Source organism: Micromonospora sp. WMMD975, assembly GCF_029581215.1.
In the GTDB taxonomy this organism is placed as follows: Bacteria; Actinomycetota; Actinomycetes; order Mycobacteriales; family Micromonosporaceae; genus Micromonospora.
Genome location: NZ_CP120739.1, coordinates 5,200,981 through 5,224,435, shown reverse-complemented (window position 1 = coordinate 5,224,435; position 23,455 = coordinate 5,200,981). Strand labels below are relative to the sequence as shown.

General features: G+C 73.3%; 24 protein-coding genes. 14 read left to right on the top strand and 10 right to left on the bottom strand.

Features of this window, described 5'->3' with window-relative positions:
* Positions 1-175 precede the first annotated feature (175 nt).
* Both O7613_RS23175 and O7613_RS23170 read left to right on the top strand, forming a co-directional pair.
* Positions 176-2,569 (top strand): M4 family metallopeptidase, encoded by a 2,394-nt coding sequence (locus O7613_RS23175; RefSeq protein ID WP_281586356.1) that lies wholly within the window; start codon positions 176-178, stop codon positions 2,567-2,569.
* A 77-nt stretch (positions 2,570-2,646) separates the two neighbouring features.
* Complete coding sequence (locus O7613_RS23170) at positions 2,647-3,408, top strand: enoyl-CoA hydratase/isomerase family protein (RefSeq protein ID WP_281586357.1); 762 nt, start codon at positions 2,647-2,649, stop codon at positions 3,406-3,408.
* A gap of 62 nt (positions 3,409-3,470) precedes the next feature.
* On the opposite strand, the gene O7613_RS23165 is transcribed toward O7613_RS23170, so the two are convergent.
* Positions 3,471-4,097: a peroxiredoxin-like family protein gene (locus tag O7613_RS23165; protein WP_282289976.1), complete on the bottom strand. Its 627-nt coding sequence runs from the start codon at positions 4,095-4,097 to the stop codon at positions 3,471-3,473.
* A gap of 69 nt (positions 4,098-4,166) precedes the next feature.
* Between O7613_RS23165 and O7613_RS23160 the strand changes: the two genes are divergently transcribed.
* The gene (locus O7613_RS23160; RefSeq protein ID WP_281586359.1) at positions 4,167-4,790 is read left to right on the top strand and encodes a TetR/AcrR family transcriptional regulator C-terminal domain-containing protein; all 624 of its coding nucleotides are present in this window, start codon (positions 4,167-4,169) and stop codon (positions 4,788-4,790) included.
* Between the two features lie 94 nt (positions 4,791-4,884).
* Here the strand turns inward: O7613_RS23160 and O7613_RS23155 are convergent, their stop codons facing one another.
* From O7613_RS23155 to O7613_RS23145, 3 genes are all read right to left on the bottom strand, one after another.
* Positions 4,885-5,325 carry an HNH endonuclease gene (locus tag O7613_RS23155; protein WP_282289972.1) on the bottom strand — a complete coding sequence of 147 codons (441 nt, stop codon included), beginning with the start codon at positions 5,323-5,325 and terminating at the stop codon, positions 4,885-4,887.
* A gap of 319 nt (positions 5,326-5,644) precedes the next feature.
* Positions 5,645-7,177, bottom strand: a complete 1,533-nt coding sequence (locus O7613_RS23150) for an FAD-dependent oxidoreductase (protein ID WP_282289970.1) — start codon at positions 7,175-7,177, stop codon at positions 5,645-5,647.
* A gap of 43 nt (positions 7,178-7,220) precedes the next feature.
* Positions 7,221-7,703 carry an MSMEG_6728 family protein gene (locus tag O7613_RS23145; RefSeq protein WP_281586362.1) on the bottom strand — a complete coding sequence of 161 codons (483 nt, stop codon included), beginning with the start codon at positions 7,701-7,703 and terminating at the stop codon, positions 7,221-7,223.
* A gap of 85 nt (positions 7,704-7,788) precedes the next feature.
* Here O7613_RS23145 and O7613_RS23140 point away from each other — a divergent pair, with 85 nt between their 5' ends.
* From O7613_RS23140 to O7613_RS23130, 3 genes are read left to right on the top strand one after another with little or no spacing between them, the layout of a single operon-like run.
* Positions 7,789-9,561, top strand: a complete 1,773-nt coding sequence (locus O7613_RS23140; protein WP_282289968.1) for an NAD-binding protein — start codon at positions 7,789-7,791, stop codon at positions 9,559-9,561.
* A 35-nt stretch (positions 9,562-9,596) separates the two neighbouring features.
* Positions 9,597-10,070: a hypothetical protein gene (locus O7613_RS23135; RefSeq protein WP_281586364.1), complete on the top strand. Its 474-nt coding sequence runs from the start codon at positions 9,597-9,599 to the stop codon at positions 10,068-10,070.
* Positions 10,067-10,420: a hypothetical protein gene (locus tag O7613_RS23130; RefSeq protein WP_282289967.1), complete on the top strand. Its 354-nt coding sequence runs from the start codon at positions 10,067-10,069 to the stop codon at positions 10,418-10,420. The genes O7613_RS23135 and O7613_RS23130 overlap by 4 nt, the downstream gene beginning before the upstream one ends.
* A 6-nt stretch (positions 10,421-10,426) precedes the next feature.
* Here O7613_RS23130 and O7613_RS23125 read toward each other — a convergent pair whose 3' ends face one another.
* Together O7613_RS23125 and O7613_RS23120 are read right to left on the bottom strand one after the other, a co-directional pair.
* Positions 10,427-11,644: an APC family permease gene (locus O7613_RS23125; RefSeq protein ID WP_282289966.1), complete on the bottom strand. Its 1,218-nt coding sequence runs from the start codon at positions 11,642-11,644 to the stop codon at positions 10,427-10,429.
* Between the two features lie 150 nt (positions 11,645-11,794).
* Positions 11,795-12,568 (bottom strand): phosphatase PAP2 family protein, encoded by a 774-nt coding sequence (locus O7613_RS23120; protein WP_282289964.1) that lies wholly within the window; start codon positions 12,566-12,568, stop codon positions 11,795-11,797.
* Between the two features lie 103 nt (positions 12,569-12,671).
* Between O7613_RS23120 and O7613_RS23115 the strand changes: the two genes are divergently transcribed.
* A complete protein-coding gene (locus O7613_RS23115; protein ID WP_282289962.1) occupies positions 12,672-13,880 on the top strand; it encodes a DUF4032 domain-containing protein in 1,209 nt (402 codons plus the stop codon).
* Between the two features lies 1 nt (position 13,881).
* Here O7613_RS23115 and nagA read toward each other — a convergent pair whose 3' ends face one another.
* Genes nagA through O7613_RS23100 form a run of 3 tightly spaced genes read right to left on the bottom strand, consistent with a single transcriptional unit; the run spans position 13,882 to position 16,905 of the window.
* A complete protein-coding gene (nagA, locus tag O7613_RS23110) occupies positions 13,882-14,991 on the bottom strand; it encodes an N-acetylglucosamine-6-phosphate deacetylase (protein ID WP_282289960.1) in 1,110 nt (369 codons plus the stop codon).
* Positions 14,991-15,920, bottom strand: a complete 930-nt coding sequence (locus O7613_RS23105) for an ROK family protein (RefSeq protein WP_282289958.1) — start codon at positions 15,918-15,920, stop codon at positions 14,991-14,993. Before O7613_RS23105 ends, nagA begins: the two co-directional genes overlap by 1 nt.
* A 55-nt stretch (positions 15,921-15,975) precedes the next feature.
* Positions 15,976-16,905, bottom strand: a complete 930-nt coding sequence (locus O7613_RS23100; protein ID WP_281586371.1) for a sugar isomerase — start codon at positions 16,903-16,905, stop codon at positions 15,976-15,978.
* A gap of 199 nt (positions 16,906-17,104) precedes the next feature.
* Here O7613_RS23100 and O7613_RS23095 point away from each other — a divergent pair, with 199 nt between their 5' ends.
* The 4 genes from O7613_RS23095 to O7613_RS23080 all read left to right on the top strand — a co-directional run bounded on the left by O7613_RS23095 (position 17,105) and on the right by O7613_RS23080 (position 20,647).
* Positions 17,105-17,890 (top strand): DeoR/GlpR family DNA-binding transcription regulator, encoded by a 786-nt coding sequence (locus O7613_RS23095; protein ID WP_282289956.1) that lies wholly within the window; start codon positions 17,105-17,107, stop codon positions 17,888-17,890.
* A 143-nt stretch (positions 17,891-18,033) separates the two neighbouring features.
* Positions 18,034-19,032: an ATP-binding cassette domain-containing protein gene (locus O7613_RS23090; RefSeq protein ID WP_282289954.1), complete on the top strand. Its 999-nt coding sequence runs from the start codon at positions 18,034-18,036 to the stop codon at positions 19,030-19,032.
* On the top strand, positions 19,029-20,042 hold the full coding sequence (locus O7613_RS23085; RefSeq protein ID WP_282289952.1) for an ABC transporter permease subunit: 1,014 nt from the start codon (positions 19,029-19,031) through the stop codon (positions 20,040-20,042). The genes O7613_RS23090 and O7613_RS23085 overlap by 4 nt, the downstream gene beginning before the upstream one ends.
* Positions 20,043-20,185: 143 nt before the next feature.
* Positions 20,186-20,647 carry a DUF3263 domain-containing protein gene (locus O7613_RS23080; protein ID WP_282289950.1) on the top strand — a complete coding sequence of 154 codons (462 nt, stop codon included), beginning with the start codon at positions 20,186-20,188 and terminating at the stop codon, positions 20,645-20,647.
* Positions 20,648-20,653: 6 nt separating this feature from the next.
* Here O7613_RS23080 and O7613_RS23075 read toward each other — a convergent pair whose 3' ends face one another.
* A complete protein-coding gene (locus tag O7613_RS23075) occupies positions 20,654-20,866 on the bottom strand; it encodes a hypothetical protein (protein ID WP_281586375.1) in 213 nt (70 codons plus the stop codon).
* A 249-nt stretch (positions 20,867-21,115) separates the two neighbouring features.
* Here O7613_RS23075 and O7613_RS23070 point away from each other — a divergent pair, with 249 nt between their 5' ends.
* From O7613_RS23070 to O7613_RS23060, 3 genes are all read left to right on the top strand, one after another.
* On the top strand, positions 21,116-21,625 hold the full coding sequence (locus O7613_RS23070; protein ID WP_281586376.1) for a GNAT family N-acetyltransferase: 510 nt from the start codon (positions 21,116-21,118) through the stop codon (positions 21,623-21,625).
* 222 nt (positions 21,626-21,847) lie between these two features.
* Positions 21,848-22,321 (top strand): hypothetical protein, encoded by a 474-nt coding sequence (locus O7613_RS23065; protein ID WP_282289948.1) that lies wholly within the window; start codon positions 21,848-21,850, stop codon positions 22,319-22,321.
* A gap of 2 nt (positions 22,322-22,323) precedes the next feature.
* Positions 22,324-23,439 (top strand): SRPBCC family protein, encoded by a 1,116-nt coding sequence (locus O7613_RS23060; RefSeq protein ID WP_282289947.1) that lies wholly within the window; start codon positions 22,324-22,326, stop codon positions 23,437-23,439.
* The last annotated feature ends 16 nt before the right edge of the window (positions 23,440-23,455 follow it).

The following is a 23,455-nucleotide window of genomic DNA, read 5'->3' as shown; positions in this document are numbered from 1 at the left end:
TCTCATACCGATCGGACGCGCGACGGGGCCACCTGGTTCCCACCCACCGCGCCTCCCTCATCCGTTCGGTCAGTGTCTCGGACGGGAAACCGCCGATCTCTTTCACGTCCTTCGATGTCTCAGCTATATCTACATCAGTGACTACCCCCGTCACAACTTCCTTCCAGGAGGGCCCGTGAAAAGAACCGTCGCCGCCGCCAGCGCAGCGCTGCTCACCAGCAGCGTGCTGGCCTGCGTCACCACCACGGCGCACGCGGCAGCACCTAGCGCCGCAAACCCCGAGCCCGCCGCCGCGGCCCGGGCCGACAGCCTGCTCCGTGCCAACCCCGGTGCCGTCCAGGGCGCCAGCGGGGAGGCGTACCAGGCCGTCCGCACCAAGGTCGACCCCTCCGGGGCGGCCCACACCCGATACTCCCGCACCTACCACGGCCTGCGGGTCTACGGCGGTGACTTCGTCGTCCACACCGCCCCGAACGGCACCATGGCTGGCACCTCGGTCGGCCTGTCCGCCCCGCTCACCCTGGGCACCACCGCAAAGGTCGGCGCGGCGGCGGCCAAGGCCAGCGCACGCAAGGCGTTCACCGGCAGCCTCACCTCCGTCGGCGCGCCCGAACTCTTCGTCGACGCCACGAGCGGCAAGGGCCGGCTGGCCTGGGAAACCGTCGCCACCGGGTGGAAGGCGGACAAGCAGACGCCGTCGAAGTTGCACGTCGTCACCGACGCCACCACCGGCAAGGTCATCGGCTCGTACGACGAGATCGAGTCGGTGCTCGGCAGCGGCCAGGGCATCTACACCGGCTCGGTGAGCATCGACACGACGCTCTCCGGCAGCACCTACCAGATGATCGACCCGTCGCACGGCAACGGCCGCACCTGCGACATGAACAACGGCACCTCGAGCTGCACCACGTTCACCGACGCCGACAACGTGTGGGGCAACGGCGCCAACTCCAACCGGCAGTCCGCCGCCGTGGACGCCCACTTCGGCGCCGCGAAGACGTTCGACTACTTCAAGAACGTCCACGGGCGCAACGGCATCTTCGGCAACGGCCAGGGCGTGCCGAGCCGGGTGCACTACGGCAACAACTACGTCAACGCGTTCTGGGACGGCGCCCAGATGACCTACGGCGACGGGTCGGGCAACTCCCGCCCGCTGGTCTCGCTCGACGTGGCCGGGCACGAGATGAGCCACGGCGTCACCGAGGCGCTGTCCGGCCTGAACTACTCCGGTGAGGCCGGTGGCCTCAACGAGTCGACGAGCGACATCTTCGGCAACATGATGGAGTTCTACGCCGCCGCGCCGAGCGACCCGGGCGACTACCAGGTCGGCGAGAAGATCAACATCAACGGCAACGGTACGCCGCTGCGCTACATGTACAACCCGTCGCTGGACGGCTCGTCCGACTCCTGCTGGTCCACCAGCACGAAGAACAAGGACGTGCACTACTCCTCCGGCGTCGGCAACCACTTCTACTTCAACCTGGCCGAGGGCACCGGCTCGACCGCGTACGGCACGTCGCCGGTCTGCGGTTCGGCGCCGGCGGTCACCGGGATCGGCCGCGCCAAGGCGGAGAAGATCTGGTACCGGGCGCTCGACGTGTACTTCACCTCGAACACCACGTACGTGAACAACACCACCCCGTCGAACACCGCCCGCGCGTACACCCTGCGGGCGGCGACCGACCTGTACGGCAACTGCTCCACCGAGTACAAGACCGTGCAGGCGGCGTGGACCGCGGTGAACGTCGCCGGCAGCGACGCGCCGTGCAGCTCCACCGGCAACGACTTCTCCGTCTCGCTCTCCCCGACCGCCGGGTCGGTGACCGCGGGCGGTTCCGTCTCCGCCACCGTCGCCACGGCCACCACCAGCGGGTCCGCGCAGACCGTGACGTTCTCCGCGTCCGGCCTGCCGAGCGGCGCCACCGCGTCGTTCAGCCCCGCCTCGGTGACCTCCGGCGGCTCGTCCACCCTCACCATCGCCACCAGCTCGGGCACCCCGTCCGGCACCTACTCGGTGACGGTCACCGGCAGCGCCACGTCGGGCACGAAGACCGCCACGTACTCGCTCACCGTCAGCGGCGGCAGCGGCGGCTGCACCGGCGCGGGCCAGAAGCTCGGCAACCCGGGCTTCGAGACCGGCACCAGCCCGTGGACCGGCACCACCGGCACGATCGGCTCCTACAGCGGTCAGTCGGCGCACAGCGGCACCCGGTTCTCCTGGCTGAACGGCTACGGCTACCGCAGCAACGAGAACATCGCGCAGTCGGTGAGCCTGCCGTCGGGCTGCTCGACCTACAACTTCAGCTTCTGGCTGCACGTCGACTCGGCGGAGAGCACGACGAGCGTGCAGTACGACAAGCTGACCGTGCAGGTGCTCAGCTCCTCCGGCTCCGTGCTGGCGACGCTGGCGACCTACTCGAACCTGAACAAGGCCACCGGCTACAGCCAGAAGTCCTTCTCCCTGGCCTCCTACGCCGGGCAGACGGTCACGCTGAAGTTCACCGGCACCGAGGACGTCTCGCTGCAAACCTCGTTCGTCATCGACGACACCGCGGTCGACGTCTCCTGACCTGACCGCCCGACCCCGGGGCCCGGCAGCCACCCCACGCGGGTGGTCGCCGGGCCCCGCCCGTTACGGTCGGAGTCATGTCCGACGCGGAGCTGACCGTCACCGTGACCGGCCCGGTGGCGACCGTGGTGATCCGCAACCCGGCCCGCCGCAACGCCATGACCCCGGCCATGTGGCGGCACCTCCCGGTGCTGCTCGACGGCCTGGAGGCCGACCCGACGGTACGGGCGCTCGTGCTCACCGGCGCGGACGGCACGTTCTGCGCCGGTGCCGACCTCGGTGACCTGGACGAGCTGCTGGACGCCGGTGACGGCAGCATCGCGGTGGCCGCCGAGGAACGGCTCGCCGCGTTCGGCCGCCCCACCGTGGCCGCGATCGAGGGCGCCTGCGTCGGCGGCGGCTGCCAGCTCGCCGTCGCCTGCGACCTGCGCCTCGCCGCGGCGGACGCCCGCTTCGGCGTACCCCCGGCCCGGCTCGGCCTGGTCTATCCCGCGCCGACCACCCGCCGGCTGGCCGGCCTGGTCGGGCCGGCCGCGGCCAAGCACCTGCTCTTCACCGGCGACCTGGTCGACGCCGAGCGGGCGCTGCGGATCGGCCTGGTCGACGAGGTGCTGCCGGCCGGCGCGCTCGCCGGCCGGGTGGCGGCGTTGACCGCCACCATCGCCGGGCGGTCGCGGCTTACCGTGACCGCCGCGAAGGAGATCGTCGACGGCCGCGCCGACGCCGACCGGATCGCCTGGTGGCACGCCCAGGTGCGGGCCAGCGGCGAGGCCCGCGAGGGGGTGGCGGCGGCAAACGAGCGCCGCCCCCCGCGCTTCCGCTGGACCCCGCCGGGTTGATCGTCGCCCGCCCCCGGACGCCCGCCCGGCCGGGCGTAGCGGTGGGTGGAACGGCATGGACGTCAAATGCCTGCCGGTCCGTCGTCGTCATCGGGCCCGCCTTGTCGAGCCGAGATCGTGGCATCCGAGCTTCGGGGGGAGTGCGCGGCACGGCTTTCGCTGACGTGTGACAGCAACTCGTCGACCGACCACTGGTCGTAGGCGTGCTCGCCGTGTTTCACGGCGAGCACCCGGCCGTCGGGGGCGATCAGGAAGTCGGCCGGCAGCCCGAGTCGCCCGCCGTGCGGTGTGCGGGACGGCAGGCGCTCCCGGCCACGCAGGACGTGCCAGGTGCCGCTCGCCACGGCGCGCAGGATCGCTGCCCAGGCGCGTGGGTCGAGCAGCGATCGTCGCGCGGACTCCACCCCGAACTCCCGGTAGAGCCGTCGGTCGGGGTCCGCCACCACGGCGAACGGCAGGTCGGCGACGTGCTCGCGCAACTCGTCGGCGGGGGAGTGAAAGAGCACCACCTCGCGTACGCCGGCCGCCTCGATCTCGGCGTGCCGGCGCACGATCGACCGCAGGTGGAGGTTGCAGACCGGACAGCCGGCGAAGCGGCGGAACTGGAGATGGACCAGGCGGTCGGCGTCCGGCAGGGCGATCTCCTCGCCGGTGACGCTGGTCAGGTGGCGTGCGGTGACGACGTCCATGCGCGCTCCCATTGTAGGCGTACGACGTACTCCTACAACCGTAGGCGTATCTTGTACGCTGTCAAGGCCATGCCCCGTCCTCGTTCGCTGACCCCGGTGCAACTCGCCGACGCGGCGCTCGCGGTGCTCGACCGGGACGGTCTCGCCGGCCTCACCATGCGGGCGGTCGGCGCGCAGCTCGGCACCAGCACGATGGGTCTCTACCGCTACGTCGCCGACCGCGACGAGCTGGAGGCGCTGGTCGTCGAGCGGATCCTCGACCGGGTCGACATGCGCCCACCGGTCGACGTTCCGTGGCCGGACGGCATCCGGGACCTGGTCGACCGGGTGCGCTCCGCGGTCGGGGCCCACCCGGCCGTCGTGCCGTTGCTCCCCGCCCACCGGCACCACTCGCCCGGGATCCTGCGCTGGGGCGAGGCGGTGCTCGCGGTGCTGACCCGGGCCGGCCTCGCCGGCACCCGCCGGGTGGTCGCGTTCCGGGCCCTGCTCGGCTATGTGATCGGGGCGATCCAGATGGAGCACCTCGGCGCACTGGCCGGCCCCGCCACGGCGGTCATCGCGGCGCTGCCCCGCGACGAGTTCCCCCTGCTGGCCGAAACCGCGCGCGCGGCCGGCGCGGTCGGCCCGGACGACGAATTCGGCGGCGGGCTGGACCTCCTGCTCGACGGGATCGCCCGCCACCTCGACCGGTGACGGGCGCCGCGCCGAGGCGCGGAGGGTGAGGGCCGGCGGGCGCCGCGCCGGAGGCGTACCCCCGGCACCGCCCCCTGTGCCCGCCGGCCGTCCGTCACCGCGCCAGCCCGACCCAACTCGGGGTCGCCGGCTCCCGCCGCAGCGGCATGCCCGCCTCGGCCGGGGTCCGGTCGCCCTTGCGCTGGTTGCACGGGTAGCAGGCGGCGGTGGTGTTCCCCCAGGTGTTCCGGCCACCGCGCGAGCGGGGCAGGACGTGGTCGATCGTGGTGGCCGGGCCGTCGCAGTAGGCGCACCGGCGGCCGTCCCGGGCCAGCACCCCGGCGCGGGACCAGGCCGGGCCGGCGCGGAACCGCCAGCGGGTCACCACGTACCGGACGAGGCGGACCACCCGGGGCAGCGGGAAGACGCCGATCAGCCGGTCCGGCTCGGCCTCGTGGATCTCGGCGACCCGGCGGCAGAGCATCCGGATGGCGTGCTTGACGGTGACCCGGTGCAGCGGGCCGAGGTCGGCATTGATGACGAGGACGGCGTCCACCGGGCACTCCCTTCCCGATCGGTGGTACGAAAAAGCCGCCCGGTCCATGGGGACCGGGCGGCGACGACGTGGGCGCGTGACGCGCGTCAGTCGAGCCTTCCGGACCATGAGCAGCCGGAGCTGAACAGCCACGACGGCATCGTGGTGGCGTATCGCAGCGCCATGGACGGCTCCCGGAACGGTGGTTGACCTTGCGCGCTCACGGTAGATCGACGCCGGAGACGCCTGCAACGTATTTCGATCCGCGGTCGGAGGGTGGCTGCCGTCCGACCCGACGCGCGGCGGTGCTCACCGTTCGACGTCGCCGCCTACCGACGAATCATCGGGAACGGCCGGCCAGCAGGCCACGCGGGCGGACCGAACGGACCGGTTCGGCCGCCGCCCCCTCGGCGCGCAGGATGTGGTTCGCCGCGATGATCCCGGTGGCCGCCGAACGCTCCATCAACGCGCTCGGGAACTCGGTGCGGATCCCGTCCCCGGCCAGATACAGCCCCGCCGCGTCGGTGCGTACCCCCGGACGGCCGGCGTGGCTACCAGGCGTGAACGCCGGCGCCTGCGCCTCGACCCGGGCGCGCAGTTCGCGTACCCGCAGGTCGGCCACCTCCGGCCAGAGCCCGGTCAGCTCCCGCAGCATCCGCGCGGCCAGCTCGTGGGCGGGCACGTCCGGCTCGCAGGCGTACGCGTGCAACTCCACCACCGAGCCGCCGGTGCGCTCCGCCCAGCGGCGCGGCTCCGCCTCCAACCGGTGGTAGAGCGTCACCGAGTCCAGTGTCGGCTGACGCGACACGCCGCTGAACACCGCCCGGTCCGCGCGGACGTCTCCGTCCATCCAGTAGCGAGCCACCGCGTACGGCGGGCCGGGCCGACCGAACGCGGGCATCCGCGCCACCAGCTCGGGTGCCGCCGCGCCCAGGCCGGGGGAGGCCGCGACAAGCGCGGCGAGCGCCGGCGGGTCGACCGCGAGCACCACGTGCCCGGCCACCCAGGAGTCACCGTCCGCGCCGGTCACCCGCCAGCCGTCCGGGGTACGGTCCAGCCGGGCGGCCGGCGAGCCGGTCAGCACCCGGCCGCCGTGCTGCTCCACGTGCCGGGTCAACGGCTCCCAGATCGCCGTCGCGTAGTCCTCGTCCGGGCAGTCGAAGGCCAGCCCTTCCGGGTTGCCGAGCAGATAGAAGTGGAACTGGGCGATCATCTCGGCGGCCGACATCTCCGCCTCGTGGTTGAAGAACGAGTGCGAGAAGACCTCGAACAGCATCGCCCGGGCCCGGTCCGGCAGCCGCAGCGAGGCGAGCAACTCGTCCGCGGTCCGCTCGTCGAACTCCGCGTAGGTGCGCACCGGGTCGTAGGTGAGCAGCGGGAGCGCCGCGTCCCGGTCCATCGCGCGCAGGTCCGCCAGGCGCACGCTCGGGCTGCGCAGCAGCAGCGCCAGCAGGTTGGCCGGCGGGGCGGGAGGCAGCTTGCCGAACTCCTCCGTCGGCCACCGCGCCGACAGGATCGGATAGCCCTTCACCGGCTTGAGGAACCCCAACGTCGGATCGACCCGGCGCAGGATCGACCGCCAGTTCCAGTACTGCCGGAAGAACGCGTGGAACCCGTGCTCGTTGCGCTGCACGCCGTCCGGCAGCGCCTCCGGCCAGGCCCCGAGCCGGCCGCCGAGGTGCGGCGCGGCCTCCAGCACGGTCACCGCCACCCCGCGCTCGGCCAGCACCACCGCCGCCGACATGCCGGCGATGCCACCACCCACCACGAGCGCCGACACCGGTCGCGGCACCCGGGCCGCGCCACCGCCGCCCGGGTCCACCACATGCTCACGTACGCCGATGAGCCGGCCGACCTGTTGCGACAGCCCCACGCCCCACCCTCCGCTCCCCAGGCCCCCATCCTGCCCCCGCCTTTCACGGGAGGCAGGGGCGGGGGCGGTCGGAGGGGGGCCAGACGTAGTCCAGGTCGGGTGGGGTGTCGGGAGGGAAGAGCGGGGTGTAGTGGATGGGGTCCTTGCGCAGCAGGGACGAACGGTGGCTGCGGTGCAGGTCGTCACGGCCCAGCCAGGGCGGTAGGTCACCGGCGGCGGCCAGCTCGTCCTGGGTCCGGATCGTTGTGACGCCGCAGGCGGCGGCGAGGTCGGTGGCGAGCGTGCCGGCGCAGGTGTCGGCCCGGCCCGGCTCGCACCACACCGCGCACATGTCCAGCCCGTAGCGGGTCAGCGCCTCCTCGTACCCGGCCCACATCTTCACGGCGGGATGGTTGCGCCAGCCGTAGTCCGGCCGGGTCAGCCCGCGCAGCACCTGGATGGCCTCCACCCGCTGCTTGCCCAGCCGCTTCTGGTCCAGCGTCCGGGCGCTGGCCAGGAAGTCCGGATACGGCAGGAACGTCTGCATGGCGCTGCTCTACCCGCGCCCGGCCGTGACATGCGTTCAAGATCGGGGGCTGCGCCGGCCGCGAGCGGCTGGCTACGATCCGGGCATGGCCGAGCCCCTGCGCGACCGCGCGCGCCGCGCGACCGGGTGGCGGTTCCGGCCGAACGGGGACGAGCTGCCGCACTACGTGGTCTGCGGCTCCGACCCGCTTGCCTACTGGGTGGTGCGGGCGCTGCTCGCCACCGATCCGACCGCCGGTCAGGTCCGGGTCACGCTCGTGGTGCCGGAACGCCGCCGCTCCGACGGCCCCGACGGGCGGGATGTGCCAGGGGTACGCGTGGTGACGGCGGACCGGCTGGACGAGGCCACGTTCCGGCGGGCCGGGCTGGCCGACGCGGACGGGCTGGCCCTGCTGCACCAGGACGACGTGGGCAACATGCACGCCGCGCTCTGCGCCCAGGCGGTCGAGCCCCGGCTGCGCCTGGTGGTGCGGATGTACAACACCAATCTGGCCGACGGGCTGCGTCAGCTCTTTCCCGATTCGGCGGTCATCTCCGACGCCTCGATGGCCGCTCCCGCATTCGTCGCCGCCGCGCTCGGCGAGTTGGCGCCGACCCACTTCCGGCACGCCGGTCGCACGCTCTACGTGGCCCGTCGCGCCGACGTACGCCCGCAGGACGTGGTCTGCGGCCTGGCCGTCACGACCGACCCGGAGCTGGTCCGGGTGTTGCCGGCCGACGAGGTCGCGGCCGACGTGGTGCTGGCCGAGGCGACCGGCCGCCCGGCGGGCACCGAGCTGGCCGCCCGCCGGCTGGTGCGGGCCCGGCGGCGCCGCCAGCCGGTGGCGATGGTGCTCCGGGCGGCCCGCAGCTTCGCCACCCGCAAGATCGGCATCGCGGTGCTGGTGCTGCTGGGGGTGATCGCGGTACTCGGCTGGTTGAACGCCCGGGCGGCGGGCGTCACCTGGGGCGAGGCGCTCTACCTCACGCTGGTCACCACGCTCAGCGGCCAGGATCCGGACGTCACCAAGCCGGCCGCCGCCCAGGTGATGCAGGTGGTGCTCAACCTGGCCGGGCTGGCGCTGATCCCGCTGATCACCGCCGCCGTGGTCGACGGCATCGTCAACGCCCGGCTGGCCCTGCACTCCGGCCGGATCCAACCCGACCGCTCCGGGCACGTGGTGGTGGTCGGGTTGGGCAACATCGGCACCCGGGTGATGGCCCAGCTGCACGACTTCGGCGTCGAGGTGGTGGCGATCGACAAGGACCCCGACGCGCGGGGCGCCGCGCTTGCGCACCGGCTGGGGGTGCCGGTGATCGTCGCCGACGCCGGCCTGGAGGAGACGCTCCGCGCCGCCTCGGTCGACACCAGCCAGGCGCTCGTGGTGGTCTCCACCGACGACGGGGCGAACCTGCGTGCCGCGCTCATCGCCCGTTCCCTCGACCCGGATCTGCGGGTGGTGCTGCGGTTGTTCGACGGCGACTTCGCCGAGCGGATCCAGCAGGCGTTCGGGATCGGCATCTCGCGCAGCGTGTCCTACCTGGCCGCGCCGTCGTTCGCGGCGGCCCTGCTGGACCGCGCGGTGATCGCCACCATCCCGGTCGACCGGCACGCGCTGCTGGTCACCGAGGTGCCGGTGGTGGCCGACTCGCCGCTTGACGGTCGTCCGCTCGGCGCGGTCGCCCGTCCGGGCGAGGTGCGCCTGCTCGCGCACACCCGCACCGGGCAGAAGGCCGACTGGTCGGTCGACCCGCGGGTGGTGCTGCGCGCCGGCGACCGGTTGACGGTGGTGGCCCGCCGGGCCGGGCTGACCGCCCTGCTGCGGGAGACCACACCCGGACCGCCCGCCGCGCCGTTTCCCCGCCAACCTGATGAGTAACCCACCGGCGCTAGTTCCAAGGTAGTGTGGAAGTCATGGGTGCGGTCTATGAAGAGCTTCCCTTCAGCGAATTCCTCCATCATCCGGCCGCCACGGCGGACCGGCTGGAGAAGGTGCGCGCCCTGCGGTTGCGCCGTCGGGGTGCCGGTGACCTGGCGTTGACCCGCGCCGACCAGTTGGAACGGGACGCGGTCGTCGTCGATTTCACCGCCCGACTACTGGCCGGCATGGTTCGTACCGGGCCGTTGGCGGCCGTCCGTCGAGTGTTGGGCGAGGCCCTGCCCTGGGTCGCCTTCCTGCCCGACGAGGACGTCGACCAGTTGCTCGCTGAGCTGACCACGGTCGCGCAGGGCGCCGCCTCACTGGAGAATCTGTCGCCCGTCGCGGTCCTGCTGACCCAGTGGCGGCACACTGCCGAGGTGCACGCCGATCCCGTCCTGCTCGAGCACGTCGGCGGGGAGCCCAGCGGAGACTTCGGTCCGGTGCCTGCGCCGGACGCGCAGCCGTGAGCCCGAAACGGGGCGATTGGGCGGCGCCGCCGGCCGTCGCGGGCGAGTACGAACTGCGCTTCGCCGACTCGGCCGCTGCAGAGGGCTGGGAGCATCTGGCCCGCCAGGTGCCGACGAACCTGCGCCGGGCGTTCGAAGCGCTGCGGGCGGACCCGCGATCCATGGCGAACCCCGACCGTCATCACCGACTCAAGGGCTTGTTGGCGACCAGCCACTGGAAGGGCCAGGCCCTGGAACGCTGGCAGTACGAGGTGACCGGCGGCGGCCGGATCTGGTATCTGATCGACGACGAGCGCCGCACGGTGTGGCTCACCTATGCGGGCACCGGCCATCCACGCGCGACCGAGTGAGCAGGGTCAGGTCGCGCGGGCGGTGTGGCGGACGGCGTACCAGGCGGCGCCGAGGGCGAGCACGCCGAAGCCGGCGAGGACGCTTGGCAGCGGCAGGCTGACCGCGAGCACCAGGCACCCGACCAGTCCCAGCGCGGCGAGCAGCGACGGGCCGAGCGTCAACGCCGAGGCGTTGGTGATCGCGTAGTAGACGAGCACGGTGAAACTGGAGAAGCCGATCGCGCCCCGGACGTCGGCAAGCGCCACCACGACGATCACCACGGCGGCCACGGCCAGCTCGGCGCGGTGCGGCACCCGGTGGCGCGGGTGCACGGCGGCCAGCGCGCCCGGCAGGTCCCGGCGGCGGGCCATCGCCAGCGTGGTGCGCCCGACGCCGGCGAGCAGGGAGAGCAGCACCCCGGTCACCGCGACCGTAGCCCCGGCCCGCACCAGCCAGGCCAGTCCGGGCCGGCCGGCCGCGGTCACCACGTCGACGAGCGGGGCCGTCGAGGCGGCGAGCCGGCCGGAGCCGAGCACGCCGAGCGCGACCACGGCGAGCGTCAGGTAGATCGCCAGCACCGCGCCGAGCGCCAGCGGCACCGCGCGTCCGATGGTGCGTTCCGGGTCGCGGACCTCCTCGCCGAGCGTGGCGATCCGCGCGTAGCCGGCGAAGGCGAAGAAGAGCAGGCCGGCGGCGGTGAGCACGCCGTGCGTACCGACGTCGGCGACGCCGGTGAGCCGGTCGGCCGCGACGTGCGGCGCGCCGGTCACCGCCACCACGGCCAGCACGGTGAGCACCACCGCGACGAGCACCCGGGTGGCGGTCGCGGTCCTGCCGATGCCGCGCAGGTTCACCGCGGTCACCGCCACCACCGCGAGGACCGCGACGAGCCGCGCCCGCCCCGGCCACAGGTAGGCCCCGATGGTCAGCGCCATCGCCGCGCAGCTCGCCGTCTTGCCGACCACGAACCCCCACCCGGCGACGAAACCGGCGAACGGGTGCAGCCGCTCCCGGCCGTAGACGTAGGTGCCGCCGGATTCCGGGTAACGGGCGGCGAGCCGCGCCGAGCTGATGGCGTTGCAGAACGCGATGAAGCCGGCCAGCGTGAGCGCGACAAGCAGGCCGGCGCCGCCGGCCGCCGCCGCGGCCGGGGCGAAGACCACGAAGACGCCCGCGCCGAGCATCGAGCCCAGACCGATGACCACCGCATCGGGTACGCCGAGCCGCCGCGCCAGCCGTTCCACAGAGGCAGCCTAGGCTCCGGCGGTGAACAGCGGGTGCCGTCCTCGGCCGGCGGACCGATCCGGGCCGGTCGGCCGCCTTACGAAGTCGGCGCGGACGAGCCGGTCGGCCGCCTTACGAGCCGGGGCGGCGCCGGGCCGGTCGGCCGCTGCTCAGTCCGGGGCGGACCAGACCACCGGCCGCGCCCACTCGCCGAGCCGCCGGGGCAGCGGCAGGGTGTCCCAGGGCACCCGGCGCAGCAGCCGGTCCAGCAGCAGGCCGAGCAGCAGCCCGGCGACCGAGTCGGTGAGCCAGTGCCAGCCCAGGTAGACGGTGGTGCAGAAGACGATCGCCGGGGGCGCCACCCGGACCACGGTGATCAGCCGGGGCGGGACGGCGCGGCCGACCGTGCGCAGCAGCGGGGCCAGCAGCAGGGCGAGCACGCCGTACCAGACGATCGCGTTGGCCACGTGCCCGGACGGGTACGACTGGGCGAAGCGCACCGGCAGTTCGTGCTGGAACAGCGGCAGCGTCTGCTCGGGTGGCAGGAACGGCTCCTTCACGCTGGCGCTCGGCGCCGGTCGTGCGGTCCACACCTTCAGCGGACCGATCGTGCAGAACGTCAGCACGAACGCCGCCACCGGCGGAAGCACCGCCCGCACCGCCCGCAGCCGCAGCGCCAGCAGCACGCCCAGCCCGGCCGCCAGCAGCGTCAGCGGGGTGCCCTGGCCGAGCAGGTTGAACGCCATCGCGATCCAGCGGGCGACGGTCGGCCGGTGCGCGGCGGACCAGTCGGCGACGGCCCGGTCGAGCCCGAACAGGTGCCCTGCGGCAAGTGTCACGGTCAGCGCCACGAGCGCGGCGAGCAGCAGCCCGTCGCACCACCACCCGGCCGGTCGGACGGGCCGCAGCCGCAGGTCGCGGCGTACCCCTGAGGTCTGACGCACGCGCACACGCTACCGGCCGCCGACGGCGGCCGGGGCAGCGGCGGTTGTGTGCCGAGCCACGAAGGGAAGCGTTCCCCGGCGGTCACCGGTCACACTGGTGGCCGTGCGGATCACTTCGGCCCTCGTCGACCCGGCGTTGCTCGACCTTCCCTGGTCGACCCCGCTGGCCGAGTGGCCTGCCGAGCATCTGGTGGCGCTACCCCAGGGCATCTCCCGGCACATCGTCCGGTTCGTCCGGCTCGGCGGCTACGTCTACGCGGTGAAGGAGACCGGGGAGCGGGTCGCCGAGCGCGAGTACGACCTGCTGCGGGCGCTGGAGCGGATCGACTTCCCGTCGGTCGAGGCGATCGCGATCGTGGCGGACCGGCAGACCGACGACGGCGAGCCGCTCGACCCGGTGCTGATCACCCGGCACCTCCAGTTCTCCCTGCCCTACCGGGCGCTGTTCTCCAACACGCTGCGCCCGGAGACGATGAACCGGCTGCTGGACGCGCTGGCCGCGCTGATCGTCCGGATGCACCTGACCGGTTTCTTCTGGGGTGACTGCTCGCTGTCGAACACGCTGTTCCGGCGGGACGCGGGCGCGTTCGCCGCCTACCTGGTGGACGCCGAGACCGGGGCGTTGCACCCGTCGCTCTCCAACGGCCAGCGCGGGGAGGACCTGGAGATCGCCCGGGTGAACATCTTCGGCGAGGCGCTCGACCTCCAGGCCGCCGGCCTGCTGCACGAGTCGATCGACCCGGAGGTGGTCTGCGAGGAGGTGGTGCGGCGCTACGAGCAGCTCTGGCACGAGATCACCTACGAGCAGCAGGTTGAGCGCGCCGCCCGGCACGACATCGAGGGCCGCATCCGTCGCCTCAACGAGCTGGGCTTCGACGTGGCCGAGGTGGCGCTGTCGACCGTCGACAACGGGCGCTACCTGGTGCGGCCCAAGGTGGTCGACGCCGGCTACCACACCCGGCGGCTGCTGCGGCTGACCGGTCTGGACGCCGAGGAGAACCAGGCCCGCAAGCTCCTCAACGACCTGGACGCCTACCGGGTGGAGAGCGACCTGACCGACGAGCAGCAGGCGGCGCACCGCTGGCTCACCGAGGTGTTCGAGCCGGTGGTCCGGGCGGTGCCCGCGCACCTGCGCCGCAAGCTGGAGCCGCAGGAGCTGTTCGCCCAGATCATCGAGCACAAATGGCTGCTCTCCGAGCAGGCCGGCCGAGACGTGGGGATGCGCCGGGCGGTGCACTCCTATCTGGCCGACGTCCTGGTGCACCGCCCGGACGAGCAGGCCGTGCTCGGCGTCGAGGTGCCCACCGCCTGACTCACTCCACCCACTCGCCGGCGCGCATCACCCGGACCACGTTCAGGTCGTCGTCGAGCACCACCAGGTCGGCGCGCAGGCCGGCCTGGAGCGCGCCCACCCGGTCGCCGAGGCCGAGCGCGCGGGCCGGGGTGGTGGCGGCCATCCGGACGGCGTCGGGCAGCGCGACGCCCGCGCCGACCGCGTGCCGCAGCGCGGCGTCCATGGTGAGCGTGCTGCCGGCGATCGCGCCGTCCCGGCTGAGCCGGGCCTCGCCACCGGCCACGGTGACCGCCTGGCCGCCCAGCTCGTACTCGCCGTCGGGCATGCCGGCGGCGGCCATCGCGTCGGTGACCAGGGCGGCCCGGTCCGGGCCGGCGACCGAGGTGGCGAAGCCGAGCATGCCGTCGTGCAGGTGCACGCCGTCGGCGACCAGCTCGCACACCACGTTCGGGGCCTCCAGCAGCGCCACCACCGGGCCGGGCTCGCGGTGGTGCACCGGACGCATCCCGTTGAACAGGTGGGTGCCGACGCTCGCCCCGGCGGCCACCGCCGCGCGGGTCTGCGCCCAGGTGGCGTCCGTGTGCCCGACGGCCGTCACCACGCCGTTCGCCACCAGCAGCTCGATCGCCGCGGTGGCGCCCGCACGCTCGGGGGCCAGCGTGACCATCCGGACCGCGCCGCCGCCCAGTTCGATCAGCTCGGTCAGCTCGTCGGTGGACGGGTCGCGCAGGAACTCCGGGTTCTGCGCCCCGCAGCGGTCGGCGGACAGGTAGGGGCCCTCGAAGTGGAGGCCGGCGAGCACGCCCGACTCGACGAGCGGCCGGAACGCGGCGGTGGCGTCCCGCATCAGCGCGAACGGGGAGCTGACCAGGCTGGCCAGCAGCGTGGTGGTGCCATGCCCGAGGTGGAACGCGGCGGCCTGCCGGGCGGCAGCCGGGTCGCCGGTGGTGAACGTGTGGCCGCCGCCGCCGTGGGTGTGCATGTCCACGAAGCCGGGCACGATCCAGTGTCCGTCGCGCACCGACGGATAGTCGGCGACCGCGCTGATCCGGCCGTCCCGGATCTCCACGCAGCCCTGCCGGATGACGCCGGTCGGGGTCACCACCTTGCCGGTCACGCGCCGGGTCATCAACTCTCCTTCGCCAGGGTGTCCAGGGCCAGCAGGGCGGCGCCGAGGCAGCCGGCCTCGTCGCCGAGGGCGGCCGCGACCAGGCGCGGCTCGCGGTGGAACGTCAGCCGCTCGCGCAGCGCGTCGCGCAGCGGGTCGAACAGCCGGGGACCGGCCTGGGCCAGCCCGCCGCCGATCACCACGGTAGCCACGTCGTACAGCGCCTGCCCGGTGGCGAGCCCGTCGGCGAGCGCCTCGACCGCCTCCCGCCAGACCGCACCGGCGAGCTGCTCGCCGGCCGCCGCCCGGTCGGCCACCTCGGCGGCGGTCGTCGGCACCCCGGCCAGCTCCGTGTAGCGGCGGCCGATCGCCGAGGCCGAGGCCACCGCCTCCAGGCAGCCGGTCCGGCCGCAGCCGCAGCGCGGGCCGCCGGGGCGTACCAGAATGTGTCCGATCTCCCCGGCGGCGCCGTGCGCGCCGGCGGCGGCCGACCCGTCGACGACGTGCGCGGCGGCGATGCCGGTGCCGATCGCGACGAAGAGCACGTGGCCGGCGTCGCGGCCGGCACCGAGCCGGGCCTCGGCCAGGCCGCCCACCCGGACGTCGTGGCCGAGCGCCGCGGGCAGGCGCAGGCGCGCCCGCGCCAGGTCCCGCAGGGGTACGTCCCGGAAGCCCACGTTCGCCGACCAGACCGCCACCCCGTGGGCCTCGTCGACCACCCCGGGCACGGCGATGCCGCAGGCCACCGGCGTGAAACCGCCGGCGCGGGCGGTGGCGGCCAGGCCCTCGGCCACGTCGAGGACCGTCCCGACCACGGCCTCCGGCCCGCGCTGGGCGTCGGTGGCGTGCCGTTCGGTGTGCACGGTCGTGCCGTCCGGCCGGACCAGGGCGCACTTCATCCCGGTGCCGCCCACGTCCAGCGCGACGACGACCTCGTCGCGCTGGATCACGCTGGGTTCCGGCTGGGCATGCGCTCACGGCCCTCGCTGCGCTCGGTGCGTTCGCTCATGCCAGAACCACGGAGCGGGTCAGGTGGCGGGGCGCGTCGGGGTCGAGGCCGCGGCTGGTGGCCAGCGCGACCGCGAAGCGCTGGGCGAGGATCAGGTCGGCCATCGGGTCGACCGGGTTACGGCCGGCCGCCCAGCTCGTCAGCACGGTGTGGCAGCCGTGCGTGCGGCTGTGCACGAACGCCGCGCCGGTGGCCGCCACGTCCTCGGCGAGCCCGTCCGGGATCCCGCCGAACGCCCAGACCAGCCGGCCCGGCGCGCCGATCGAGATGGGACCGTGGCGGTAGTCCATGGCCGGGTATGCCTCGGCCCAGAACGTGGCCGCCTCGCGGCACTTCAGCGCGGCCTCCTGGGCCAGCCCGACGGTCCAGCCGCGACCGAGGAACGTGACCTGCTCGATGCGGGCCGGGTCGATCGGCAGCGGGGCCCGGACGGCCACCTCGGCGTCGGCGGCCAGCCGGCCGAGGTCCTCGCCGAGATGGGCGCGGAGCAGCGCCAGCGCGGTGGTGGCGAAGCGGGTCTGCACGACGGAGCGCTCGTCCGCGAAGGGCAGCGCGACCGTGGCGTCGGCCAGGTCGACGGCGGGCGAGGCCGGGTCGCCCACCAGGACCGTGGTGGGGATCTGCCCGCGCAGCGCGGCGAGCAGGTCGAGCACCTCGGTGGTGGTGCCGGAGCGGGTGATCGCGATGAGCCGGTCGTAGCGGCGGCCGGTCGGGAACTCGCTGGCCTGGAAGGCGTCGGTCTCGCCCTGGCCGGCGGTTTCGCGCAGCCCGGCGTACGCCTCCGCCATGAACCACGACGTGCCGCAACCGACCACGGCGACCCGCTCACCGGGGCGCGGCAGGCGCTCGGCGACGGTCGGCGCGAGCCGGGCCGCCTCCCGCCAGCAGTCGGGTTGGCTCGCGATCTCCGCGTGCACGTACGCCATCACCACTCCTCGCCACGGGAGACCTTGCGCAATACGGCGCGATCCAGCCTTCTTTCGCGCGTCATTCTGCGCGAAGTGAGGTGGGCGTCGCAACCGTCTCCCCGTTCGCGCAGAACAGGGTTTTGCGCAGACCCAGTTTCGCGCACTACTGTGCACGCAACCGATCACCGTACGTGCACAGGCAGGGGAGGCCCCCGCGGTGGACCGCTACGCGCGTTGGAACGCGCTGCTCGAGATGCTCACCGACAGCGGCCGGGTCAGCGTCGAGGAGGCGGCCGAGCGGCTGGAGGTCTCCCAGGCGACCATCCGGCGGGACTTCGACCAGCTCGCCCAGCAGCAGATGATCACGCGGACCCGGGGCGGCGCGGTCGCCAACGGCGTCTCCTACGACCTGCCGCTGCGTTACAAGACCGCCAAGCACTCGGCGGAGAAGCAGCGGATCGGCGCCGCCGCCGCCGCGCTCGTGTCCCCGGGCACGGTGGTCGGGCTGAACGGCGGCACCACGAGCACCGAGGTGGCCCGCGCCCTGGCGGTCCGGCCGGATCTCAACACGAGCGCCGAGGGGGCCCAGCTCACCGTGGTCACCAACGCGCTGAACATCGCCAACGAGCTGCTGGTGCGCTCGCGGATGAAGGTGGTGGTGGCCGGCGGCGTGGTCCGGCCGAAGTCGTTCGAGCTGGTCGGGCCGCTGGGCGGGGCGTTGCTGCGCGAGGTCACCCTGGACGTCGCGCTGCTCGGCGTGGACGCGATCGACCCGCAGCTCGGCGCCGCCGCGCACCACGAGGGCGAGGCGGCCATGAACAGCCTCATGGTGGCCCGCGCCAAGCGGGTCGTGGTCATCGCCGACTCGTCCAAGCTGGGCGGGCACGCGTTCGCCCGGATCTGCTCGGTGGACCGGGTGGAGACAATCGTGACCGACTCCGGAGCGTCACCGAGCCTGGTGCAGGCATTCCGCGAGGCCGGCCTGCACGTCGTCTGCGCCTGAGGGTTAAGGCGGGGGCCCCGCTTAACGCCTCCGGTAGAGGCGGGGCCCCCGCTTAACACGCCGACCCTGCATACCGGGTATTGCCTTCGCGTGCATACCGCGTATGGTGTCGCTGTCGCCTAACTTATCGGGGGAGGTCAGCTGTGTCGGCTGTCCTGGAGATCGAGGGTCTCCGTAAGACGTACCGGAGCCGGAAACGCGGGGTCCGCCACGCGCTCGACGGCTTCGACATGCGGGTCGAGGCCGGCCAGGTGCACGGCTTCCTCGGCCCGAACGGTTCGGGCAAGACCACCACGCTGCGTACGCTGCTCGGGCTGATCCGGCCCAACGGCGGCCGGATGGCGATCCTCGGCCAGGAGCTGCCGCGGGCGCTGCCGGCGGTCGCCGGGCAGGTCGGCGCCATCGTGGAGAGCCCGCAGTTCTTCCCGCACTTCTCCGCGCGGGACACGCTCGGCCTGCTCGCCCAGGCCGGCGAGCTGCCGAAGCAGCGGGTCGACGAGGTGCTGGAGCTGGTCGGGCTGCGCGACCGGGCCGGGGAGCGGGTGAAGACCTACTCGCTCGGCATGAAGCAGCGGCTCGCCGTCGCCTCCGCGCTGCTCAAGGAGCCCAAGCTGCTGATCCTGGACGAGCCGGCCAACGGCCTCGACCCGGGCGGCATCCGGGAGATGCGCGGGCTGATGCGCAACCTCGCCGAATCCGGCATGACCGTGGTGCTCTCCAGCCACATCCTGGGCGAGATCCAGCTCATCTGCGACTCGGTCACCATCATCTCGCTCGGCCGGCGGGTCGCTTTCGGGCCGGTCGAGCAGGTGCTCGCGGCGCACTCCCAGGGCTCCGTGCGGGTACGCCTGGAGGCGGTCACCGACCTGCCCCAGGCCGTGGAGACGCTCACCCGCTCCGGGATCCGCGTCGCCAGCGAGCCCGACCACCTGATGCTGTCCGGCGTGGACAAGCCGGCGGTGGTCAGCCGGCTCCTCGCCGAACAGGGCCTCTACGTCAGCGAGCTCACCCCGGTCGCGGTCGACCTGGAGAGCGTCTTCCTCGAACTGACCGCCACCGCGCCGGTCCCCGGCCAGCACCGTCAGGTCGATCAGTCCGCCAAGGTCGACCAGACCGGCACCGCAGGAGGTTGGGGCGCATGAGCCTGTTCGTCACCGAGCTGCGCCGGCTCGCCAAGCGCCGGCTCACCCGGCTGCTGTTCGTCCTGCTGGTGCTCGGGCTCGCCACCGTGGCCACCGCGTTCAGCTTCTCCAGCCAGAAGCTCTCGCCGGAGACGGTGGCCGCCGCCCAGGCCGAGTCCGACCGCCAGTACCGGCAGTCGGTCCAGGACTGGCAGCGCACCGTGACCGAGTGCGAGGCCGCCCAGGCCCGCGGTGAGCAGACCGAGGACCGGTACGGCCCGAACTGCGGCAAGGACTACCAGCCGCAGCCGGAGATGTTCGACCCGAAGTGGAACCTGCCGTACCAGTTCGACTTCCGGGCCGAGTTCCCCACGTTCATCGCCGTCTTCGCCGGTGCGGTGGCGCTCTTCGCGTTCATCGTCGGCGCCTCCTTCGTGGGCGCCGAGTGGAACACCGGCGGGATGATGAACCTGTTGCTGTGGCGACCGAAACGGCTCGCCGTGCTCGGCACCAAGCTGGCCGCGCTGCTCACCACCATGCTCGGGCTGAGCGTCGTGCTCGGCGCGTTGTGGACCGCCGCGTTCTGGCTGATCGGCACATCCCGCGGCACCACCGCGAAGATGACCGCCGGGGTGTGGCGCTCGATCGGGCTGGACGGCCTGCGGGCGGTGGCGCTGGTGCTCGTCGTCGGCGCGGTCGCGTTCGCGCTGGCCTCGCTGGGTCGGCACACCGCGATGGCGCTCGGGGCGGCGGTGGCGCTCTTCGCGGTCAGCGAGATCGGCATCCGGATCGCGGTCGGCGTGTTGTCGGTGCCGTTCGGCGACCGCTACGTGCTCTCGACGTACGCCCAGTCGTGGTTCATGAAACAGGCTGAGTTGTTCGACTACGACACCTGCCAGTTCGCCAGGGGCGCCTGCGAGCCGGCCAGGTACGTGGTGACCTGGCAGCAGTCGGCGGTGGTGTTCGGCATCGGCGCCGCGGCGGCCCTGGTCGGCGCGTTCTGGACGATGCGCCGGCGGGACATCTCCTGACCCGCGGTCCGCGCCGCCGTAGCTCTGCGACGGCGGCGCGGACCGCGCGGGGCGATGCGGTCGAGGGCGGCCCTGGTTACGCTGGGGTTCCCCTCGGCCGGCGCGTCTCCCGCGCCGGTCCTTCTTCGTCGGAGAGGAGCGCCATGTCCGCCGACGCCACGGACCGGACCGCGGTGGAGCGGCCCGACCCGTCCGGACCGCCGGAGGGTACGCGCCGGACGGCCGTCCCCCCGCCGCGCACCCCGTCCGACCCTGCCGGCGAGACCTCGTCCGAGCCCGCCGGTGCCTCTTCGCCCGAAGCCGGTGATGACGCGGCCGGTGCGGGCGCGGCCGGCGACGACGACGCGACCGGCCCCGCCGAGGCGGACGCGGTCGGTGGGCTGACCGAGCGGGAGCGGCGGATTCTCGCCTTCGAGTCCCGGTGGTGGAAGCACGCCGGCGCCAAGGAGCAGGCCATCCGGGACACGTTCGGCCTGTCCGCAACCCGCTACTATCAACTGCTCAACGGGTTGCTGGACCATCCGGCCGCGCTGGCCGCCGAGCCGTTGCTGATCGGCCGGCTGCGCCGGCTGCGCTCGTCGCGGGCCCGCAACCGGCGGCGTTGACGGGTCTCACTTTTCGTAGGTGCGCAGCCCATTGCCGATGGCGAAGAAGGTCGGCGCCCACTCGCCGATGAAGATGCCCCAACGGTCCGCCCGCGCCATGCCGGCACGCTCCAGGCTCTTGGAGAGAAACCAACTGGTGAACGAGAGCCCGATGCTGACGAAGCCGGCGAGGTAGGCGTGCTCCGCGCGGATTCCCGACTCGTGCAACCGCTCCAACATGTCGACCCCCTGTCGTGGTCCGTCCAACCCGAAGCTACCGACTGACCTTTGCCGGTGACGCACAGTTGTCAGAATGCGTCGGCGCTCCTTCCGGCGTGAGCGCCCTCACCCCGGAACGGACCGGTCGGATGACAACGCAGCGTGAGCCGGAACACCCCGGGGGTACGACCGGTCGACCCGCTCCGCCGTACCGGCAATGAGTGCCCAAAGGGGTGGACGCACGCCGGAGCGGCCGGCAGACTCCGGCTCGTGACGGGTGCGGTACGGCTGGAGCCGGTGGACGAGCGGAACATGGAGCCGTTGCTCTCCGTAGCGGCGGCCGAGGCGGAACCGGAGGACGTCATGCCTCCGGTGGACGCCCCGGCCGGCTGGTCGCTGGCCCGCCGGGACGCCTTCCGTGACTTCCACCGGGCCAGCTTCGGCGGGCTGGACGGTCCGACGCGCACCCTGATGTTCGCGATCGTGTCCGGCGGTGAGGTGGTCGGCATGGTGCGGATGACCCGCCGGGACGAGCCGGGGACGGTGGAGACCGGGATGTGGCTCGGCCGGTCGGCGCGGGGTCGGGGCCTGGGCGCCGCCGCGCTGCGGGAGTTGCTGCACGCCGCCGCGGCGGCCGGCATGCACACGGTCGTGGCCGACACGACGCCGGACAACGCCGGGGCCATTTCCGTGCTTCGTAAATGTGGCGCGGAACTGCGGGAAGAGGGCGGGAAAATGCACGCCCGAATGTGTCTTGATTCCGCCCTGCCGACCCGCTGACACCACCCGTCACTTCTCGCCTTTCCCCTGCTCATATCTGCTGCGTCGCGACGTTTCGCCCCGGTTGTGACGTGTTTCGGGCATGCTCTGACGGGTACTGCCGGCCGGGTCCGCTGATGCGGGGTACACCGTCGCAGGCCGCCTTTGCTGATCCCCGGCAATTACGTTCCGGGCCTGCTCCGACGCACGAGGTGTCTTTCGCCGGGGAGCGAAGGAGAGCTGATGAAGAGCGGAGCTCGGATCGCCCTGGCGGTCGGTTTCGGATATGTGCTCGGTCGGCGCAGGAAGCTGCGTACGGCGCTCACCCTGGCCGCCGCGGTCGCCGCCGGCCGGGCCAGCCAGAACCCCGCCGGCCTGAAGCAGATGGCCACCGGCCTGCTCGGGTCGAACCCCCAGCTGAGTAACCTCGGCAAGCTCGGTGCGCCGCTGGTCACCGCCGGTCGGGCCGCGGCGACCGCCGCCGCCGGCAGCGGCATCGACGCGGTGAGTGGTCGGCTGCGGGGCGGCGCGGACGTGCTGCGCCGCCGGTCCGGCGGCCAGTCCGCCGACGGTTCGCCCGGGCCGCGGTCGACTCCGGACGAGGAACCGGAGCTCGACGACCAACCGGACGCCGGTTATGACGAGACCAACGACCAGATCGACGACGAGGACCGGGACGAGCAGCCGGCCCCCGTGCGCCGGTGGCGGGGGCGGTGACCATGTCCACGAGCGACCTCGCCGGGCGCGCCCGCGACCAGATCGGCGGCGAGCTGCGCAATCTCGTCTCCGCGATCGGTGAACGTGCCGTGCAGGTGGTCACCGAGCGGGTCACCGGCGCGACCGGTCGACTCAGCGAGTACGCGAAGCAGGGCGGTGGACCGGGCCTGGTCGCCGCGGCCACCGGCGCGCAGAAGCTCGCCGACGGTCACTCCCCGCTGACGGCCGTGTTGCATGCCGGCGTGGCCGGCGGTAAGGAGAAGCTGATGTCGGCGTTCGGTGGCGGCAAGGGTGGCAGGGGCGGCGGCAAGAAGCTCAAGGTCACCAACATCGTCGAGACCATCGAGGTCGGCGTGCCGGTCCGGGTGGCCTACAACCAGTGGACCACCTTCGGCGACTTCCCGAGCTTCATGAAGAAGGTCGAGCAGGCCGACTGCGACGAAGACGAGAAGATGACCTGGAAGGCGCAGGTCCTGTGGTCGCACCGGACCTGGGAGTCGACGATCGTCCGGCAGATCCCGGACCGGCTGATCCACTGGCGGTCCAAGGGCGACAAGGGCTCGGTCGACGGCACGGTCAGCTTCCACGAGGTCGGCCCGGAGCTGACCCGGATCCTGGTGGTGCTGGAGTACCACCCGCAGGGCCTCTTCGAGCACACCGGCAACCTGTGGCGGGCGCAGGGCCGTCGGGTCCGGCTGGAGCTGAAGCACTTCGTCCGGCACGTGATGACCGAGACCGTGCTCGACCCGGACTCGGTCGAGGGCTGGCGGGGTGAGATCCGGGACTCCCAGGTGGTCAAGGACCACGAGACCGCGCTCCGCGAGGAGCAGGGGCGGGGCGGCGGTAAGGAGCCCGCCGGGCGTGGCCGCCGCCGGCCGCCGCAGCGCCGCCGTCCGGTCGAGGAGCAGGAGTACGACGACTACGACGCCGGCGACGACTTCGACGACGAGGAGTACGGCGAGGAGCCGGAGCAGCCGCCGCCGCGCCGCCGGCAGCCCGAGCGGGCCCGTCGACCGCAGCGCGAGGAGCGGCCGGCCCGCGAGGAGCGGGCGCGTCGTGCCCCCGAGGCGCCCCGCCGGCCGGTCGTCAGGCGACGCCGGGAGGAGCGCGACGAGTGAGGGTGGCGACGGCGGG

What these genes read in the sequence shown, in the direction of transcription:
- O7613_RS23170 (WP_281586357.1), top strand. Translation starts at nt 2,647, where the DNA reads ATGTCCGACGCGGAGCTGACCGTCACCGTGACCGGCCCGGTGGCGACC.
- O7613_RS23165 (WP_282289976.1), bottom strand. Translation starts at nt 4,097, where the DNA reads ATGGACGTCGTCACCGCACGCCACCTGACCAGCGTCACCGGCGAGGAG.
- O7613_RS23160 (WP_281586359.1), top strand. Translation starts at nt 4,167, where the DNA reads ATGCCCCGTCCTCGTTCGCTGACCCCGGTGCAACTCGCCGACGCGGCG.
- O7613_RS23145 (WP_281586362.1), bottom strand. Translation starts at nt 7,703, where the DNA reads ATGCAGACGTTCCTGCCGTATCCGGACTTCCTGGCCAGCGCCCGGACG.
- O7613_RS23140 (WP_282289968.1), top strand. Translation starts at nt 7,789, where the DNA reads ATGGCCGAGCCCCTGCGCGACCGCGCGCGCCGCGCGACCGGGTGGCGG.
- O7613_RS23135 (WP_281586364.1), top strand. Translation starts at nt 9,597, where the DNA reads ATGGGTGCGGTCTATGAAGAGCTTCCCTTCAGCGAATTCCTCCATCAT.
- nagA (WP_282289960.1), bottom strand. Translation starts at nt 14,991, where the DNA reads ATGACCCGGCGCGTGACCGGCAAGGTGGTGACCCCGACCGGCGTCATC.
- O7613_RS23100 (WP_281586371.1), bottom strand. Translation starts at nt 16,905, where the DNA reads ATGGCGTACGTGCACGCGGAGATCGCGAGCCAACCCGACTGCTGGCGG.
- O7613_RS23085 (WP_282289952.1), top strand. Translation starts at nt 19,029, where the DNA reads ATGAGCCTGTTCGTCACCGAGCTGCGCCGGCTCGCCAAGCGCCGGCTC.
- O7613_RS23080 (WP_282289950.1), top strand. Translation starts at nt 20,186, where the DNA reads ATGTCCGCCGACGCCACGGACCGGACCGCGGTGGAGCGGCCCGACCCG.
- O7613_RS23075 (WP_281586375.1), bottom strand. Translation starts at nt 20,866, where the DNA reads ATGTTGGAGCGGTTGCACGAGTCGGGAATCCGCGCGGAGCACGCCTAC.
- O7613_RS23065 (WP_282289948.1), top strand. Translation starts at nt 21,848, where the DNA reads ATGAAGAGCGGAGCTCGGATCGCCCTGGCGGTCGGTTTCGGATATGTG.
- O7613_RS23060 (WP_282289947.1), top strand. Translation starts at nt 22,324, where the DNA reads ATGTCCACGAGCGACCTCGCCGGGCGCGCCCGCGACCAGATCGGCGGC.